Here is a 17,111-nt window from a genome sequence, read left to right as displayed (position 1 = left end):
GTGCACATTCTTCCAGCCCCCGGAAGACACAAAAACAATAACTGTCCTTCTGTAACCCACCCGGTGCAGAAAAGGAGTGCTCGATGCAACCTTGTGTAAAAACCTTGCTCGCCCTCACCTGCATGACCCTCAGCAGCGTCAGCCTCGGCGCCCAGACCCTGACCATCGCCACCGTCAACAACAGCGACATGATTCGCATGCAAAAACTCTCGAAAACCTTCGAGACCGAGCATCCGGAGATCAAGCTCAATTGGGTGGTTCTGGAAGAAAACGTGCTGCGTCAGCGCCTGACCACGGACATCGCGACCCAGGGCGGCCAGTTCGACGTGCTGACCATCGGCATGTACGAAGCTGCACTCTGGGGCGCCAAGGGCTGGCTGGAACCGATGAAGGATCTGCCAGCGACTTACGCGTTCGATGACGTCTTTCCATCGGTACGCGAAGGCCTGTCGGTCAAGGGATCTCTGTACGCGCTGCCGTTTTACGCTGAAAGCTCGATCACCTACTACCGCACTGATTTGTTCAAGGAGGCCGGGCTTACCATGCCTGAGCGCCCGACCTGGACGCAAATCAGCGAATTCGCCAGCAAGCTGACCAACAAAGACAAAGAGCAGTACGGCATTTGCCTGCGCGGCAAGGCCGGCTGGGGCGAGAACATGGCGTTGATCACCACGGTCGCCAACGCGTACGGCGCGCGCTGGTTCGACGAACAGTGGAAACCTGAATTTAGCGGCCCGGAGTGGAAAAACGCGCTGAATTTCTACGTCGACACCATGAAGAAATCCGGCCCGCCGGGTGCTTCCAGCAACGGGTTCAACGAAAACCTGGCGCTATTCAATAGCGGCAAGTGCGCGATCTGGGTGGATGCCAGCGTTGCCGGCTCTTTCGTCACCGACAAGACCCAGAGCAAAGTCAGCGAGCATGTCGGCTTCACCTTCGCGCCGCATGAAACCACGGACAAAGGTTCGGCCTGGCTCTATTCCTGGGCACTGGCGATCCCAACCAGCTCCAAAGCCAAGGACGCCGCAAAAACCTTCAGCGCCTGGGCTACCTCGAAAGAATACGGCGCACTGGTCGCGGAAAAAGACGGCATTGCCAACGTGCCGCCGGGCACTCGCGCCTCGACCTACAGCGAGGCCTACATGAATGCCGCGCCGTTCGCCAAAGTCACGCTGGAGTCGCTCAAAGCGGCCGACCCCAGCAAGCCGAGCGCCAAGCCGGTGCCTTACATCGGCATTCAGTTGGTGACCATTCCCGAGTTTCAGGCAGTCGGGACGCAGGTCGGCAAATTGTTCTCGGCAGCGCTCATCGGCCAGACCACAGTCGACCAGGCACTTAGCGCAGCACAGCAAACCACTGAGCGGGAGATGAAGCGCGCGGGTTACCCGAAGTAACCGGCTTACTCATAAGAGACAGCGGTTGTGGCGAAGGGGCTTGCCCCCGTTAGATCGCGAAGCGGTGCCAGAACTGGCGACTGCTTCGCAGCCGAACGGGGGCACGCCCCCTCGCCACAAAAGCTTCGCTCCTACAGTTGATCTTCATTCGCCTATCGCTAATTGGTTTTATTGCCATGAATACCTCAACTGCAAAAGCTCACATGGACATCCCCCAACCGCTGCGTAAAAACCGCCTGGCCAATCCCGGCTGGTTTCTGGTGAGCCCCTCGGTGGCGTTATTGCTGCTGTGGATGATCGTGCCGCTGGGCATGACCGTATATTTCTCGCTGATCCGCTACAACCTGCTCTATCCCGGTGAAAACGAGTTTGTCGGGCTGGAGAACTTCACGTACTTCCTGACTGATTCAGGCTTCATGCCCGGCGCCACCAACACCTTGCTGCTGGTTGGCAGCGTACTGTTGATCAGCGTGGTGCTCGGCGTGTTGATCAGTGCGTTGCTCGAAGCCAGTGAGTTTCTCGGCCGCGGCATCGTGCGGGTCATGCTGATCTCGCCGTTCTTCATCATGCCCACCGTCGGCGCGCTGATCTGGAAGAACCTGATTTTCCATCCGGTTTCCGGGATCCTGGCCTACATCTGGAAACTGTTCGGCGCGCAACCGGTGGACTGGCTGGCGCACTACCCGCTGCTGTCGATCATCATCATTGTGTCCTGGCAATGGCTACCCTTCGCGATCCTGATCCTGATGACCGCGATGCAGTCGCTGGATCAGGAACAGAAAGAAGCCGCGCGTCTGGACGGTGCCGGGCCCATTGCAATTTTCTGGCACCTGACCCTGCCGCACCTGGCGCGGCCGATTGCAGTGGTGGTGATGATCGAAACCATCTTCCTGCTCTCGGTATTCGCTGAAATCTTCACCACCACCAACGGCGGCCCCGGGTATGCCTCGACCAACCTCGCCTACCTGATCTACAACCAGGCACTGGTGCAGTTCGATGTCGGCATGGCCTCCGCCGGGGGCCTGATCGCGGTGGTGATTGCCAACATCGCGGCCATCGTGCTGGTGCGAATGATCGGCAAAAACCTGACCGACAAAGCCTGAGGCCCGCCATGACTCTCCAACAATCCCGTCGTTTGCAAAGCCTGTTGCTCGGCAGCCTGGCCTGGGCCATCGCGATCCTGATTTTCTTTCCGATTTTCTGGATGGTGCTGACCAGTTTCAAAACCGAAATCGACGCCTTCGCCACGCCGCCGCAGTTCATCTTCACGCCGACGCTGGAAAACTACCTGCACATCAACGAGCGCAGCGATTATTTCAGCTTCGCCTGAATTCGGTGGTGATTTCCTTCAGCGCCACCGCCTTGTGCCTGCTGATCGCGGTGCCCGCGGCCTACTCGATGGCGTTCTACGAAACCCAGCGCACAAAGGGCACGTTGCTGTGGATGCTCTCGACCAAAATGCTGCCACCGGTGGGCGTGCTGATGCCGATTTACCTGCTGGCCAAGAGTTTCGGCCTGCTCGATACGCGCATTGCACTGATCGTGATCTACACGCTGATCAACCTGCCGATTATGGTCTGGATGATTTACACCTACTTCAAGGACATCCCCAAAGACATCCTCGAAGCGGCGCGGCTGGACGGTGCGACGCTGTGGCAGGAAATGGTCCGCGTACTGCTGCCGATCGCCAAGGGCGGGCTCGCTTCGACGGTGCTGCTGTCACTGATTCTGTGCTGGAACGAGGCGTTCTGGTCGCTCAACCTGACCTCATCGAAAGCCGCGCCCCTCACCGCGCTGATCGCCTCGTATTCAAGCCCGGAAGGTTTGTTCTGGGCCAAGTTGTCGGCGGTGTCGACCCTGGCCTGCGCACCGATCCTGATCTTCGGCTGGATCAGCCAGAAACAACTGGTCCGCGGCCTGTCGTTCGGCGCCGTGAAATGAAGGTGCTCAATCTAATGCGATTTCCTGTGGGAGCGAGCCTGCTCGCGAAGGTGCCGTGTCAGTCACCATCATTGGTAAATGACACACCGCATTCGCGAGCAGGCTCGCTCTCACAAAAAAGCCTGCAAGGCTCAAACGAATAATAAATTGCGGAGGCCCATGATCATGGCCAACCTGAAAATCAAGAATCTGCAAAAAGGCTTCGAAGGCTTTTCCATCATCAAAGGCATCGACCTGGAAGTGAACGACAAGGAATTCGTGGTCTTCGTCGGCCCCTCGGGCTGTGGCAAATCCACCCTGCTGCGCCTGATCGCCGGCCTGGAAGAAGTCAGCGGCGGCACCATCGAACTCGATGGCCGCGACATCACCGAAGTCAGCCCGGCCAAGCGCGATCTGGCGATGGTGTTTCAGACCTACGCCCTGTACCCGCACATGAGCGTGCGCAAAAACATGTCGTTCGCGCTTGATCTGGCTGGCGTACCCAAGGCCGAAGTGGAGAAAAAAGTCGCTGAAGCGGCGCGCATTCTCGAGCTCGGGCCGATGCTTGAACGCAAGCCGAAACAACTTTCTGGCGGCCAGCGCCAGCGCGTGGCAATTGGTCGGGCAATCGTACGTAATCCGAAAATCTTCCTGTTCGATGAACCGCTGTCCAACCTCGATGCGGCGCTGCGCGTGCAAATGCGCCTGGAGCTGTTGCGCCTGCACAAAGACCTGCAGGCCACCATGATTTACGTCACCCATGATCAGGTCGAAGCCATGACCATGGCCGACAAAGTGGTGGTCTTGAACGGCGGCAAGGTCGAGCAGGTCGGCTCCCCGCTGGACCTCTATCATCAACCCGCCAACCTGTTTGTCGCGGGTTTCCTCGGCACGCCGAAAATGGGTTTCCTCAAAGGCAAACTCACCCGCGTGGACAGCCAGCACTGCGAAGTCCTGCTGGACGCCGGCACGCGCATCAACCTGCCGTTGAGCGGCGCCAGTCTCAATGTCGGCGGCGCCGTGACATTGGGTATTCGACCGGAACATCTGCAACTGGCCCAACCCGGCGATTGCACGCTGCAAGTCACCGCTGACGTCAGCGAACGACTGGGCAGCGACACCTTCTGCCACCTCATCACCACCGCCGGTGAAGCACTGACGATGCGCGTACGCGGCGACCTCGCCAGCCGTTACGGCGAAACCCTGAGCCTGCACCTGGACGCCGAACACTGCCATTTATTCGATGCCGACGGCGTGGCGCTGACTCGTCCGCTGCGCGTTGCTGCCTGATTCCAGAGAGCCTGTGATGAAACTCAATAAACCGAACCTGCACCACCTCGCACCTGAAGTGATGCTGCCCGCCTACACCCTCAGCGAAATCCGCCAAGGCATCGCGCACATCGGCGTCGGCGGTTTCCACCGCGCGCATCAGGCCTGGTACACCGATGCCTTGATGAACACCGGCGAAGGCCTCGACTGGGCGATTTGCGGGGTTGGCCTGCGCGCCGAAGACCGCCGCGCCCGCGACGATTTGCGCGAGCAGGATTACCTGTTCACCCTGTTCGAGCTGGGCGACAGCGAAGACACCGAAGTGCGCGTCATCGGCGCGATTCGCGACATGCTGCTGGCCGAGGACGGTGCCCAGGCGCTGATCGACAAACTCGCCAGTCCCGAGATTCGCATTGTCTCGCTGACCATCACCGAAGGCGGCTATTGCATCGACGACAGTAACGGCGAATTCATGGCGCACTTGCCGCAGATCCAGCACGACCTGGCCCATCCGGACCAACCTGAAACAGTGTTCGGTTTTCTCTGCGCAGCCTTGACCAAACGCCGCACCGCCGGCACGCCAGCATTCACGCTGATGTCCTGCGATAACCTGCCGCACAACGGCGCCGTCACGCGCAAGGCGCTGCTGGCTTTCGCGGCCCTGCGCGATCCGGCGTTACGCGACTGGATCGATAGCAACGTCAGTTTTCCGAATGCGATGGTCGACCGCATCACGCCAATGACCAGCACCCAACATCGCCTGCAGCTGGCCGACAAACACGCGCTCGACGATGCCTGGCCGGTGGTGTGCGAGCCGTTCGTGCAGTGGGTGCTGGAAGACGCGTTCGTCAATGGACGTCCAGCCTGGGAAAAGGTCGGTGTGCAGTTCACCGACGACGTCACGCCATACGAAGAGATGAAGATCAAACTGCTCAACGGCAGCCATCTGGCATTGACCTATCTGGGGTTTTTGAAGGGCTATCGCTTCGTCCACGAGACCATGAACGACCCACTGTTTGTGCGATACATGCGCGCGTACATGGACCTGGACGTGACGCCTCAGTTGTCACCAGTGCCGGGAATCGACCTGACGGAATACAAGAACACCCTGGTGGCGCGTTTCTCCAATCAGGCGATTGCCGATCAGCTTGAGCGCGTGTGCTCCGACGGCTCGTCAAAATTTCCCAAGTTCACCGTGCCGACGATCAACCGGCTGATTGCCGAAGGCCGTGATACCCGGCGCGCGGCGTTGGTGGTGGCGGCCTGGGCGCTCTATTTGAAGGGAGTTGATGAGAATGGCGTCACCTACACCGTCCCGGATCCTCGCGCAGCATTTTGCCAGGCGATGGTAGCCGACGATGCGTTGATCACGCAGAGGCTGCTGCAGGTTGAGGAAATCTTCGGCACGATCATTCCACAATCAGCGGAGTTCATCGCGGCGTTTGAGTGGTGCTGTAACAGCCTGCGGGATGTGGGCGTGACGCAGACGCTTGAGCGGGTGCTGGCTTGATTATTGCGGGGACTGGATAGCGCTATCGCGAGCAGGCTCGCTCCCACAAGGATCGAAGTCGTACCAAAGTCCGTGTCCACCGAACATCCAATGTGGGAGTGAGGCTGCTCGCGATTGGCTTCACCCAGATTGACCTGACACTCCAAGGATCCACCATGGCAAACCAACAACTATTCCTCGGCATTGACTGCGGCACCCAAGGCACCAAAGCCATTGTCCTGGATGCCCGCAGCGGACAGGTCTTGGGCCAGGGTGCCGCCGCGCACACGTTGATCATCGGCGCCAACGGCTGCCGCGAGCAGGGCACTTCGCAATGGCTGGAGGCATTCACCCTGGCGACTCGCCTGGCACTGGTCGCGGCCGATGTCGATGGCCGGGATATACTCGGCATTGGCGTCTCCGGCCAGCAACACGGTCTGGTTTTGCTGGATGCGCAAGGGCAGCCATTACGTCCGGCCAAGTTGTGGTGCGACACCGAATCCACCGCGCAAAACGATCGGCTGCTCACGCACCTCGGCGGCGAACAGGGTTCGCTGGATCGCCTCGGGGTGGTGATCGCGCCGGGCTACACCGTCTCGAAACTACTGTGGACCAAAGAGCACCACCCCGATGTTTTTGCCCACATCGCCCACGTTCTGTTGCCCCACGACTATCTGAACTTCTGGCTCACCGGCCGCGCCTGCAGTGAATACGGCGATGCCTCCGGCACCGGCTACTTCAACGTGCGCAGCCGCCAGTGGGATATGGAGCTGCTACGTCACATCGATCCCGACGGACGCCTGCAGGCTGCGCTGCCGCAACTGATTGACGCGCAGCAAGCGGTTGGCACGATCCTGCCTGAAATCGCCGCGCATCTGGGGATCAACCCGCAGGCGCAGGTCTCCAGCGGTGGCGGCGACAACATGATGGGGGCGATCGGCACTGGCAATATCCACCCCGGCGCAATCACCATGAGCCTGGGTTCCTCGGGCACGGTGTATGCCTACGCAGACCAGCCGACCGTCAGCCCCGACGCCTCGGTCGCGACGTTCTGTTCATCCAGCGGTGGCTGGCTGCCGCTGATCTGCACGATGAACCTGACCAACGCCACCGGCGTGATTCGCGAACTGTTCGACCTCGACATCGACACGTTCAACGATCGAGTCGCGCAAGCACCAATCGGTGCCGAGGGCGTGTGCATGCTGCCGTTCTTCAACGGTGAACGCGTCCCCGCCCTGCCCCACGCCACCGCTAGTCTGCACGGTTTGACCATGACCAACCTGACGCAGGCCAACCTGTGTCGCGCCGTCGTCGAAGGCACCACCTTCGGTTTGCGCTACGGGCTGGACCTGTTGCGCCACAATGGATTACAAAGCCGCCGCATCTGCCTGACCGGCGGCGGCTCGAAAAGCGCAGTATGGCGGCAGATTGTCGCCGACATCATGAATACCCCGGTCATCTGCACCGAGCAAAGCGAAGCCGCCGCCCTCGGCGCGGCGATTCAGGCGGCGTGGTGCGTGTTCCGGGAAAATGGCCATGAAGAAAGTCTCGCGCAGTTGTGCGAGCGCTGCGTAAAACTCGATCCGGCCAGCGAAACCCGGCCGATCCCGGACAATGTGGCGGTCTGTCAGCAGGCCTATGAACGCTATCAACAGCATGTCGCAACCCTCTGAAGAGCGAGCAATTATGTATCTGGTGTGTGGCGAAGCGCTGTTTGATTTTTTCAGTGAAGAAGACGCCAGCGGGCTGGCCTCAAAAATCAGTTTCAAGGCCATTGCCGGTGGCTCGCCGTTCAACGTCGCGGTAGGTTTGCGCCGCCTGGGCGTCGACGCCGCGCTGTTTGCCGGTCTGTCTACGGACTATCTGGGCCGTCGCTTGCAACAGGTCTTGCAGGAAGAAGGCGTGCGCCCGGACTACCTCATCGACTCCGTCGCGCCCACCACGCTGGCGATGGTTGCAGTCGGCGCCAATGGCTCACCCCACTACAGCTTTCGCGGTGAAGGCTGTGCGGATCGGCAGTTGAAGGCTGAACACCTGCCGCACTTGGGCCCGGAAATACGCGGACTGCACATCGGTTCGTTTTCGCTGGTGGTGCAACCGATCGCCGACACCCTTCTGGAACTGGTGCAACGCGAAAGCGGCAAACGCCTGATCAGCCTCGACCCGAATGTGCGGCTCAATCCCGAACCGGACATTGAGGTATGGCGTTCGCGCATGGCCACGTTGGTTGCCCTCGCAGACCTGATCAAGGTCAGCGACGAAGACTTGAGCCTGCTGTATCCCGGACAGGATCCCCAGCGAATTATCGAAGGCTGGCTGCAGCACCGCTGTCAGCTGGTATTTCTGACCCGTGGTGGCGACGGCGCGTCAGTGTTCAGCCGTCAGCACGGTTCATGGTCAGTGCCGGCATGCACTGTGAGCATTGCCGACACCGTGGGTGCCGGCGATACGTTTCAAGCCGCCCTGATAACCTGGCTGACCGAGCATGAGCTGGATTCGATTGCAGGCGTGAGCCGGTTGAGCCGGGAGCAGCTCGACGAGATGCTGCGGTTTGCAGTGCAGGCTGCAGCGCTGACCTGCAGCAAAACAGGGCCGGATCTGCCCTATCGGCAGCAGCTCGCTCTACACTGAAGCGAAGTCCTGTTGGCGAGCACGCTTCGCTCCCACCCTGGAGCTCAGGGTTCCCGTTGGATGTACTGCGGAACTCTAATTGTAGCGGGATTCAGCGCTGAACCCGATTCAGGGTGGCGAGCGGAGCCTGCCAGCGAGAGCGCATCTGGATCTTGCCCATCTCGCGTGTGAGCGCGATCCCCGAAACGTTAACCATCGCTTAACATCCCTGTCCAAAAATTCCTGGACCGCACGCCCTCAGAGATCTCTGACGCCCAGTGCGGCACGCCCGACCCAGCGTCGAGCTGACTCATTGTCCGCCATGGAGAACTTTCATGAAAACGCATGCTTTGTTAATTGCTGCCGCCCTGGCAGGCACCGTATCCGTCGGTGCGTCTAACGCGTCGGAAGATGACTCGACCGGCACGCCGTCCTATCGATATGGAATGCCGCTTCACGTGGCCAAGGTCATTTCCCTGACCGAGCCGCCGACAGTGGAATGTGAAGTCGTGTCAGCCCATATGAAGTACATCGACTCCGCCGGCCGACCTGCGCAGATCACTTACCGCAAACTGTCGGAAGCCTGTTGGCTGCAAAACTGACTGAGATGCAGCGTCGACGGGCGTTTAAAGGGCGTGCCTGTTCGGGTGCAGAAGCTGAGCGTTCGTCTGATGTTGCAAGTCGGAGCGCAGGCCAGCAATGAGATCACTGATCGCGCGGCTGCTGTTGAGCTTGCTGGCATTGATGCCGGTCACCAAGAGGTCGACCTGTTCAGTCCGCGTGTCAGCAAACACTTTGACCGTCATCTGCAGGTCGGGTGATAGCGTGCATTGGCAGCGTTTCGGTAAAAAACCTGTTTCAACAATGTTACGAATTTCCAAGGCAGACAGGAACATGGCAGTACTCTCCTAAATGTGAGATAGCCAATTAATGATCAATGCTGGCTCTGTATAAATCCGGTCAGCTTCAACAGACACTTACAGCATAAAACATGCCTCAATCTTTGCACTGCAGGTCATCGACGAATCAAGGACTTAGCCGAATTACCCGTCGAGAAGCTCATGCAATTTGCAAGATTGCAGCTTTAGGTCCGTGCATTTTGCAAACCGCTACTCTTGTTTGCATTGCCAGTAAACGGCAGTGAGAATGCAGCCTGTCAGGTCAGTATCCGCTGACCTCACCTACATGCAAGGAGGCAACATGGGTTCACTGACCTGTGTCACTACCGTTGGGCTGATCGCTGCTGCGCTGTCCCCATTCGCTGACGCCGCGCCGCTTGAAAAATTTGCACCCTTCCCCAAGCCTGAGGATGGCTTCACTCGCCAAGTCATTCATCTTGCTCCGCAAACCCGCGAAGACAGCCTCCAGGTCGAAATCCTTGCAGGCAGAATGTTGACCGTAGACTGCAACCGTCAGCGCTTGGGCGGCATGCTCGAGGAGAAAAATCTCGAAGGTTGGGGTTATCCGTTCTATCGATTGGAAACCGTGATCGGCCCGATGAGCACCCGAATGGCGTGTCCCGATGGCGAACGCAGGAACGAGTTCGTGCCGGTGGTGGGTGACGGCTTCATGTTGCGCTACAACAGCAAGTTGCCGATTGTTGTTTATGCGCCCAAGGACGTCGAGGTTCGTTACCGAGTATGGTCGGCTTCGAAGGCAGTCGAGAAAGCAGTTCAGGAATAACCTACAGGAGCGCCTGATTTGATTACCTGCCACGTCAGATATGTGATCGACCCCTATCAACTGTCGGAATTTGAAGCTTATGCAAAGGCTTGGCTACGCATCGTAGAGCGACTCGGCGGCACGCATCACGGGTACTTTTTACCCTCCGAGGGCGCGAGCAATGTTGCCTATTGCCTGTTCAGTTTTCCTTCGCTTGCGGACTATGAAAGTTACCGTCACATCGCCATGACTGACACGGAAAGTATGGCGCTGGTAGCGTTGTTGGTCGAAAAGAAGTTTATCGTCAGTTATGAGCGAACGTTTTTAAGGCCAGTGTTGGCTTGACTCGATCGCTGACTTTTATCCATGTACCCAAGGAAGATCACCATGAAATCTGTCGCCCTGCCACTGCTTGTCTTGATCGCATTTACTGGTTATACCCTTTCAGTAATGCTTCAAGCCGAGCAGTCGTTGATCGACTTCGGCATCAGCCTGATGTCCCGGCCTGATACTGCGCAGGTGGTGATCGATCTTTACTTGCTGGCAACACTGGCCGCGATCTGGATGTACAAAGACGCGCGCAAGCGTGGGCAGTCAGGTTGGTCGGTCTTGCCTTATATGGTGATCACGGCGGTTTTTGTGTCGGTCGGGCCGTTGCTGTATCTGGTGGTCCGGGGTTTGCACGACCGGGAGTTGCGCGCGTGAGATTGGTCGGCTGCGGGCTCTTTCGCAGTTGAGCGTTTTGGAATGCGATTCATCAGATGCGCCGTGAGGCATGGACTACGGCGGTTGCGCAGGCGGATGCAGCCGGACGCAGGCTGCGCCAGCTGCTACAGGATCGGGGGCGATGTGCTATTTCAGGCCGACTTTGAGCAGCTCGCCATCGGCATCATCGGTCAGCACGTACAAATAGCCATCCGGACCTTGGCGGACGTCGCGAATGCGCTTGTTGAGCTCACCCATCAAGCGCTCCTCATGCACCACGCGGTCGCCATCGAACTGCAAACGGATCAGCTCCTGACTGACCAGAGCTCCGATGAACACGTTGTGCTGCCACGGCTTGAATCTATCGGCATCATAGAACGCCATGCCGCTCAGACCGGGTGATTTTTCCCAAACGTGGTGCGGTGCGACGGTGCCCTCGGCCGTTTTGCCACTGGCTTCGGGTATCGGCTGGCCTGAATAGTTGATGCCGTGGGTTGCCGTGGGCCAGCCATAATTCTTGCCGCGCTCGATAATGTTGATTTCGTCACCGCCACGAGGGCCGTGCTCGTTTTCCCAGAGCACCCCAGTCCATGGATTGAGCGCGGCGCCTTGTGGGTTGCGTTGGCCGTAGGACCAGATTTCCGGACGTATGCCGCTCTGACCGACGAAGGGATTGTCGTCGGGCACCTTGCCGTCCGGGAATATTCGCACCACCTTGCCTTGCAGTTTGTCGAGGTCCTGCGCCGTCGGCCGGTCGTTGTTTTCGCCCAGAACGATGAACAGGTAACCATCGCGATCGAACACCAGTCTTGAGCCGAAGTGATTGCCAACCGAGAGCTTGGGCTCCTGGCGGAAGATGACTTTGAAATTGTTGAGCGTCTTCAGGTCTTCAGACAATTGCCCGCGACCGACCGCCGTGCCGGCCTTGTCGCCGGCACCGCCGCCTTCGGCATACGATAGATAGACCGTGCGGTCCTGCTTGAAGTCCGGCGAGAGCACCACGTCGAGCAAGCCGCCCTGACCCTTCGCCCAGACTTTCGGCACGCCTTCGATGGGCGCAGAGGATTTGCCCTGAGCACTGATCACGCGCAGTTTGCCAGGACGCTCGGTTACGAGCATGCCCTGTTGATCAGGCAAAAACGCCAAAGCCCACGGGTGATCAAGACCCTTGACGACCCGGGTGACTTCAAGTGTCCCCTGTTCGCTTTGCAATTCCTGTGTCGACGCCGCAAAGACGGGCGCTGCAGCGGTGATCAGTGCGCTGGCGCAGACAGTGGCCAGAAGGGTTTTACGCAACATGCACGATTCCTTTTGTCGTCAAAATGGTTCGCAAGGCTAAGCGCCTGGGACTTAACGGTTGCCGGTGGGTGCGTCTCGGTGCGGTGGATTGGGGATGAATTCAGGCGGGCTGACGGGCGCCGAGCGGTCCCGCGGGTAGCGATTGCCAATGCCGCCATTGTCCAGCGTCGGCGGTCGCGGCGCCGGCACGGTGTTCGGTCCGCGGATCGTCGGCGCGCTGGGCTGGGTGCCTTGCATGCTGTTGGGGTTGGCCCGGCGAATCGGGCTGTTGTAAGGATTACTGGTGCTCCCCGTCGGGCTCTGGGCCAGCAATAAAGGCGCCGTAACAGCGTCAGCCTGCGCCGAATGACTCAACACACCACTAAACGCCAACGCGGCAAGGCTTTGCACAAGTCGATTCATGGCAACCTCTCAATGGGCTTACGTCAGCAGCATGCACTTGGATAGCACGCTACGCCGAGGGTTCGGATTTGTTAACCCAAACCTGTCCGGCAAGATGTAACACCCTTTGACCGTACCGCTGATCCGCCCGTATAGCCTGGGGTGAAGCCGCTGAAACTTTTTCGCGCGGGCGCCGGTCACCTGATCATCACTTGCGAGTAGACGACAATGCCACGTGCAATCTGGAAAGGCGCAATCAGTTTCGGACTGGTCCATATCCCCGTGGCGCTGGTTTCAGCGACGTCATCACAGGGGGTGGACTTTGACTGGCTCGATGGTCGCAGCATGGACCCGGTAGGCTACAAGCGGGTGAACAAGGTCACCGGCAAGGAAATCGACAAAGAGCATATCGTCAAAGGCGTCCAGTATGAAAAGGGTCGCTACGTGGTGCTCAGTGAGGAGGAAATCAAATCGGCGCACCCGCTGTCGACGCAAACCATCGACATTTTCTCGTTTGTCGACAGTGAACAGATCCCGTTACAGAACATCGATAAACCCTATTACCTGGCGCCGGACAAGCGCGGCGGCAAGGTTTACGCTTTGCTGCGTGAAACCCTGAAACAAACCAACAAGGTCGCACTGGCCAATGTAGTGATACATACAAAGCAGCACCTGGCGGCGTTGATGCCGCTGGAAGATTCGATGGTGTTGGTGATGCTGCGCTGGCCGGAAGAAGTCCGCAGCCTCGACACGCTGGAACTGGGCAGCGACGTCAAAGACGTGAAACTGGCCAAGGGAGAACTGGAGATGGCCAAGCGACTGGTCGAAGACATGGCCGGCGACTGGAGCCCCGAGGATTATCGCGACAGTTTCGAAGACAAAATCATGGCGCTGGTGGACAAGAAAGCCAATGAAGGCAAGATCGAGGACGTGGAGACCGTGTCCGGCCAGGAAGAACGCAAGACTGCCGATGTTATCGATTTGACCGAGCTGCTCAAACGCAGTCTTGGCGGCAAGGCACCGGCGAAGCCGGCGACCAAGGGCAAAGCAGCGGCGAAGACAACCGAGAAAGCGGCTCCGGCGAAGAAGGCTTCGAAGCGTTCCAGTGGTTGAATTTCTGCCGAATCAACAGGTGAATATCAGGGCCTCATCGCGAGCAGGCTCGCTCCCACATTGATCTGCGCCGTTTACAAAATCACTGTGGGAGCGAGCCTGCTCGCGATGACGCCGACGCCGACGCCGACGCCGACGCCACGAGACATTAAATCAACACAAATATCCCCAACAACCCGGCAAAGATCGCCCACTTTTCCAGGTAATACAGTGTGCGATTACGCTTCTTCAGCGCTTTGCCCCGCAGACGGATTTTGTAGATTTTCGCGAACAGACGATTCAATCCGCCGGTTTTGTCACCCTCATTATTGGGCGCGCCCGCCGCTGACATCACATTGCGGCTGAACCAGCGATTGAATGCCGCTGCCCATCTGTATTTCATGGGTCGCTCAATGTCACAAAACAGGATAAGCCGGTTTTGCTGCGTGGTGTTTTCCGCGTAATGGATAAAGGTTTCATCGAACATCACCGCTTCACCGTCACGCCAGTGATAATGCTCACCGTCGACATTGATATAGCAACCCACGTCATTCGGTGTATCCAGGCCCAGGTGATAGCGATAGGAGCCGGCGTACGGATCGCGGTGCCGCACCAGCCTGGAGCCCGGAGGCAACTCGGCGAACATAGCGGCCTTGATCGAACCGATGCTTTGCACCAGTTCGGTGGTGCGCGGGCACAGCTTCATCGCCGAAGGATGGCTGTCGCCGTACCACTTCAGATAGAAACGCTTCCAGCCAGTTTTGAAGAACGAATTGAAGCCGACATCATCGTATTGACTGGAGCGCTTGATCTCGCCCGCCTGCAGCAGGTTCCGCCCTTCTGTGCGGATCTCCTCCCAGTGGATTTGCAACGGGCTAAGGTCCGGAAACTCGGCCGGATCGAGGAAAGGCCTGTTGGGCATTTTCGAGAACAGGTACAGGAAACCATTGATCGGCGCCAGGAACGTCGAGTGATCGCTGAGTTGACGGCCCAGTTTATGGCGCACGCGACCGCGTAAATGAACGTACGCAATCGATACAACGTAGATAGCAGCGATGATGAGTTTCAAGGAGATCGTCACACGTCAGAAGTGAACAAACTGCGCCCGTGCCCATTTGGCCAAGGGTCATGTGCAGCGTCTGAATTCGATCCAGCGTTCCTGAGGCGCATCCTTCGCTATGCCGGCATGCGGCATCAGGCGGCTAGTTTAGTCACATTCTGTAACCTGCTGTTAACCTTCAAATGTGAAAATGTGTCCACTCATGCCGCCAATGCACCCGTGCGGCCTTAACGCCCTATCGTTTACAGAGCCAGACCAGTACAATCGCCGCCAAACATTACGCGCCTCCCTTGGTTGATGACGGTTTGAAACGTCCTCGGCACACTTCGACTCGGGCCAAGCGCGCCTCATGCTGCTGTCCACTTATTTCCAGATGGACCCTGCGCTTCTGACCGGGATGCATTTCCCGTGCTCCGGACAGCGGACACGGGTACTGAACCGGTACTGCCGCAACCCGATACTCTGAATGCTTCACAGGAAAAACCTTTGATCTCTACAGCTAACATCACGATGCAATTCGGCGCCAAGCCGCTATTCGAAAACGTTTCGGTGAAATTCGGTGCGGGCAACCGCTATGGTTTGATCGGTGCGAACGGTTGCGGCAAGTCGACCTTCATGAAAATCCTCGGTGGCGACCTCGAGCCGTCCGGCGGCCAGGTCATGCTCGAGCCGAACGTGCGTCTGGGTAAATTGCGCCAGGACCAGTTCGCCTACGAAGAATTTACCGTGATCGACACCGTGATCATGGGTCATGAAGAGCTGTGGAAGGTCAAGGCCGAGCGCGACCGTATCTACTCGCTGCCGGAAATGACCGAAGAAGACGGCATGGCCGTGGCCGAACTGGAAACCGAGTTCGCCGAAATGGACGGCTACACCGCCGAGTCCCGTGCCGGTGAGTTATTGCTGGGCCTGGGTATTGGCATTGAGCAGCACTTTGGCCCGATGAGCGAAGTTTCCCCAGGCTGGAAACTGCGCGTGTTGCTGGCGCAGGCGTTGTTCTCCGATCCGGAAGTGCTGTTGCTCGACGAACCGACCAACCACCTGGACATCAACACCATCCGCTGGCTGGAAAATATCCTGACCCAGCGTTCCAGCCTGATGATCATCATCTCCCACGACCGTCACTTCCTGAACAGCGTGTGCACCCACATGGCTGACCTGGATTACGGCGAACTGCGTCTGTTCCCGGGCAACTACGATGAGTACATGACCGTGGCGACCCAGTCCCGCGAGCAGCTGCTGTCGGATAACGCCAAGAAGAAAGCGCAGATTTCCGAACTGCAATCGTTCGTCAGCCGCTTCTCGGCCAACGCCTCGAAAGCCAAGCAGGCCACCTCCCGCGCCAAGGCGATCGACAAGATCCAGCTGGCCGAGGTCAAGCCTTCGAGTCGTGTGAGCCCGTTCATCCGCTTCGAACAAACCAAGAAGCTGCACCGTCAGGCGGTCATCGTCGAGCGCATGGCCAAAGGCTTTGACGGCAAGACGTTGTTCAAGGATTTCAGCTTCCAGGTTGAAGCTGGCGAGCGCGTGGCGATCATCGGTCCGAACGGTATCGGTAAAACCACCCTGCTGCGTACCCTGGTCAACGAACTGACTCCGGATGCCGGTACCGTCAAGTGGACCGACGCTGCGGAACTGGGTTATTACGCCCAAGACCACGCGCACGATTTCGAAGACGACTGCAACCTGTTCGACTGGATGGGCCAGTGGACCCAGGGTGGCGAACAAATCGTTCGCGGCACCTTGGGCCGCATGCTGTTCTCCAACGACGAGATTCTCAAATCGGTCAAGGTCATTTCCGGTGGTGAACAGGGTCGCATGCTGTTCGGCAAGCTGATCCTGCAAAAGCCGAACGTGCTGATCATGGACGAACCGACCAACCACCTGGACATGGAATCCATCGAAGCGCTGAACCTGGCGCTGGAAAACTACCCGGGCACGCTGATCTTCGTCAGCCACGACCGTGAATTCGTATCGTCCCTGGCCACCCGCATCATCGAGCTGAGCCCAAGCGGCGTGATTGACTTCAGCGGTACGTATGACGATTACCTGCGTAGCCAAGGGGTGGTGTTTTAAGGGCAGCGGTTAGTTTCAGGCTGCAAGCTGCAAGTTAAAGCCCTGTCGTGTGACGGGGCTTTTTATTGGCTGAAGATCAAGAGATCGCAGCCTTCGGCAGCTCCTGTAGGGTTACGCATTCCAGCGTAGGCGCTGCCGAAGGCTGCGATCTTTT

At 58.4% G+C, this 17,111-nt stretch carries 16 protein-coding genes and 1 pseudogene; 13 read left to right on the top strand and 4 right to left on the bottom strand.

The window, feature by feature from the left end; genetic code table 11:
- Nucleotides 1-83 precede the first annotated feature (83 nt).
- The 8 genes and pseudogenes from F8N12_RS18585 to F8N12_RS18545 all read left to right on the top strand — a co-directional run bounded on the left by F8N12_RS18585 (nt 84) and on the right by F8N12_RS18545 (nt 9,284).
- Nucleotides 84-1,394: an ABC transporter substrate-binding protein gene (locus F8N12_RS18585; protein ID WP_150581775.1), complete on the top strand. Its 1,311-nt coding sequence runs from the start codon at nt 84-86 to the stop codon at nt 1,392-1,394.
- Between the two features lie 176 nt (nt 1,395-1,570).
- On the top strand, nt 1,571-2,497 hold the full coding sequence (locus tag F8N12_RS18580) for a carbohydrate ABC transporter permease (RefSeq protein ID WP_150581774.1): 927 nt from the start codon (nt 1,571-1,573) through the stop codon (nt 2,495-2,497).
- A gap of 8 nt (nt 2,498-2,505) precedes the next feature.
- Nucleotides 2,506-3,335 (top strand): annotated as a pseudogene (locus F8N12_RS18575) (carbohydrate ABC transporter permease).
- A 165-nt stretch (nt 3,336-3,500) separates the two neighbouring features.
- Nucleotides 3,501-4,604: an ABC transporter ATP-binding protein gene (locus F8N12_RS18565; RefSeq protein WP_150581773.1), complete on the top strand. Its 1,104-nt coding sequence runs from the start codon at nt 3,501-3,503 to the stop codon at nt 4,602-4,604.
- Between the two features lie 16 nt (nt 4,605-4,620).
- A complete protein-coding gene (locus tag F8N12_RS18560; RefSeq protein ID WP_150581772.1) occupies nt 4,621-6,093 on the top strand; it encodes a mannitol dehydrogenase family protein in 1,473 nt (490 codons plus the stop codon).
- Nucleotides 6,094-6,248: 155 nt separating this feature from the next.
- A complete protein-coding gene (xylB, locus tag F8N12_RS18555; protein ID WP_150581771.1) occupies nt 6,249-7,745 on the top strand; it encodes a xylulokinase in 1,497 nt (498 codons plus the stop codon).
- Nucleotides 7,746-7,758: 13 nt separating this feature from the next.
- Complete coding sequence (locus F8N12_RS18550) at nt 7,759-8,703, top strand: carbohydrate kinase family protein (protein ID WP_150581813.1); 945 nt, start codon at nt 7,759-7,761, stop codon at nt 8,701-8,703.
- A gap of 314 nt (nt 8,704-9,017) precedes the next feature.
- On the top strand, nt 9,018-9,284 hold the full coding sequence (locus F8N12_RS18545; RefSeq protein WP_150581770.1) for a DUF2790 domain-containing protein: 267 nt from the start codon (nt 9,018-9,020) through the stop codon (nt 9,282-9,284).
- Nucleotides 9,285-9,308: 24 nt separating this feature from the next.
- Here F8N12_RS18545 and F8N12_RS18540 read toward each other — a convergent pair whose 3' ends face one another.
- Entirely contained in the window at nt 9,309-9,578 is a 270-nt protein-coding gene (locus F8N12_RS18540; protein ID WP_150581769.1) for a DUF1652 domain-containing protein, read from the bottom strand.
- Between the two features lie 304 nt (nt 9,579-9,882).
- Between F8N12_RS18540 and eco the strand changes: the two genes are divergently transcribed.
- From eco to F8N12_RS18525, 3 genes are read left to right on the top strand one after another with little or no spacing between them, the layout of a single operon-like run.
- Complete coding sequence (gene eco / locus F8N12_RS18535; protein WP_150581768.1) at nt 9,883-10,365, top strand: serine protease inhibitor ecotin; 483 nt, start codon at nt 9,883-9,885, stop codon at nt 10,363-10,365.
- 18 nt (nt 10,366-10,383) lie between these two features.
- The gene (locus F8N12_RS18530; protein WP_150581767.1) at nt 10,384-10,689 is read left to right on the top strand and encodes an NIPSNAP family protein; all 306 of its coding nucleotides are present in this window, start codon (nt 10,384-10,386) and stop codon (nt 10,687-10,689) included.
- A 42-nt stretch (nt 10,690-10,731) separates the two neighbouring features.
- A complete protein-coding gene (locus F8N12_RS18525) occupies nt 10,732-11,049 on the top strand; it encodes a DUF2834 domain-containing protein (protein ID WP_150581766.1) in 318 nt (105 codons plus the stop codon).
- A 147-nt stretch (nt 11,050-11,196) separates the two neighbouring features.
- Here F8N12_RS18525 and F8N12_RS18520 read toward each other — a convergent pair whose 3' ends face one another.
- Both F8N12_RS18520 and F8N12_RS18515 read right to left on the bottom strand, forming a co-directional pair.
- Nucleotides 11,197-12,348, bottom strand: coding sequence for a PQQ-dependent sugar dehydrogenase (locus F8N12_RS18520; RefSeq protein WP_150581765.1), 1,152 nt, complete (start codon nt 12,346-12,348; stop codon nt 11,197-11,199).
- Nucleotides 12,349-12,399: 51 nt separating this feature from the next.
- The gene (locus F8N12_RS18515; protein WP_150581764.1) at nt 12,400-12,750 is read right to left on the bottom strand and encodes a hypothetical protein; all 351 of its coding nucleotides are present in this window, start codon (nt 12,748-12,750) and stop codon (nt 12,400-12,402) included.
- A gap of 207 nt (nt 12,751-12,957) precedes the next feature.
- Here F8N12_RS18515 and F8N12_RS18510 point away from each other — a divergent pair, with 207 nt between their 5' ends.
- Complete coding sequence (locus F8N12_RS18510; RefSeq protein ID WP_150581763.1) at nt 12,958-13,842, top strand: Ku protein; 885 nt, start codon at nt 12,958-12,960, stop codon at nt 13,840-13,842.
- Nucleotides 13,843-13,990: 148 nt separating this feature from the next.
- Here the strand turns inward: F8N12_RS18510 and lpxO are convergent, their stop codons facing one another.
- Complete coding sequence (lpxO, locus tag F8N12_RS18505) at nt 13,991-14,890, bottom strand: lipid A hydroxylase LpxO (protein WP_150581762.1); 900 nt, start codon at nt 14,888-14,890, stop codon at nt 13,991-13,993.
- Nucleotides 14,891-15,367: 477 nt separating this feature from the next.
- On the opposite strand from lpxO, the gene F8N12_RS18500 reads away from it, so the two are divergent.
- On the top strand, nt 15,368-16,957 hold the full coding sequence (locus F8N12_RS18500; protein WP_080943075.1) for an ABC-F family ATPase: 1,590 nt from the start codon (nt 15,368-15,370) through the stop codon (nt 16,955-16,957).
- Nucleotides 16,958-17,111: the final 154 nt, after the last annotated feature.

Origin of the sequence: Pseudomonas fluorescens, from assembly GCF_902497625.1 — a bacterium.
GTDB lineage: Bacteria > Pseudomonadota > Gammaproteobacteria > Pseudomonadales > Pseudomonadaceae > Aquipseudomonas > Aquipseudomonas fluorescens_BQ.
This window is presented reverse-complemented; position numbering and strand designations above follow the sequence as displayed.

Excerpts from the sequence above, each read along its gene's own strand:
- F8N12_RS18585 (WP_150581775.1), top strand. The coding sequence starts at position 84 with ATGCAACCTTGTGTAAAAACCTTGCTCGCCCTCACCTGCATGACCCTC.
- F8N12_RS18580 (WP_150581774.1), top strand. The coding sequence starts at position 1,571 with ATGAATACCTCAACTGCAAAAGCTCACATGGACATCCCCCAACCGCTG.
- F8N12_RS18565 (WP_150581773.1), top strand. The coding sequence starts at position 3,501 with ATGGCCAACCTGAAAATCAAGAATCTGCAAAAAGGCTTCGAAGGCTTT.
- F8N12_RS18560 (WP_150581772.1), top strand. The coding sequence starts at position 4,621 with ATGAAACTCAATAAACCGAACCTGCACCACCTCGCACCTGAAGTGATG.
- xylB (WP_150581771.1), top strand. The coding sequence starts at position 6,249 with ATGGCAAACCAACAACTATTCCTCGGCATTGACTGCGGCACCCAAGGC.
- F8N12_RS18550 (WP_150581813.1), top strand. The coding sequence starts at position 7,759 with ATGTATCTGGTGTGTGGCGAAGCGCTGTTTGATTTTTTCAGTGAAGAA.
- F8N12_RS18545 (WP_150581770.1), top strand. The coding sequence starts at position 9,018 with ATGAAAACGCATGCTTTGTTAATTGCTGCCGCCCTGGCAGGCACCGTA.
- F8N12_RS18540 (WP_150581769.1), bottom strand. The coding sequence starts at position 9,578 with ATGTTCCTGTCTGCCTTGGAAATTCGTAACATTGTTGAAACAGGTTTT.
- eco (WP_150581768.1), top strand. The coding sequence starts at position 9,883 with ATGGGTTCACTGACCTGTGTCACTACCGTTGGGCTGATCGCTGCTGCG.
- F8N12_RS18525 (WP_150581766.1), top strand. The coding sequence starts at position 10,732 with ATGAAATCTGTCGCCCTGCCACTGCTTGTCTTGATCGCATTTACTGGT.
- F8N12_RS18520 (WP_150581765.1), bottom strand. The coding sequence starts at position 12,348 with ATGTTGCGTAAAACCCTTCTGGCCACTGTCTGCGCCAGCGCACTGATC.
- F8N12_RS18515 (WP_150581764.1), bottom strand. The coding sequence starts at position 12,750 with ATGAATCGACTTGTGCAAAGCCTTGCCGCGTTGGCGTTTAGTGGTGTG.
- F8N12_RS18510 (WP_150581763.1), top strand. The coding sequence starts at position 12,958 with ATGCCACGTGCAATCTGGAAAGGCGCAATCAGTTTCGGACTGGTCCAT.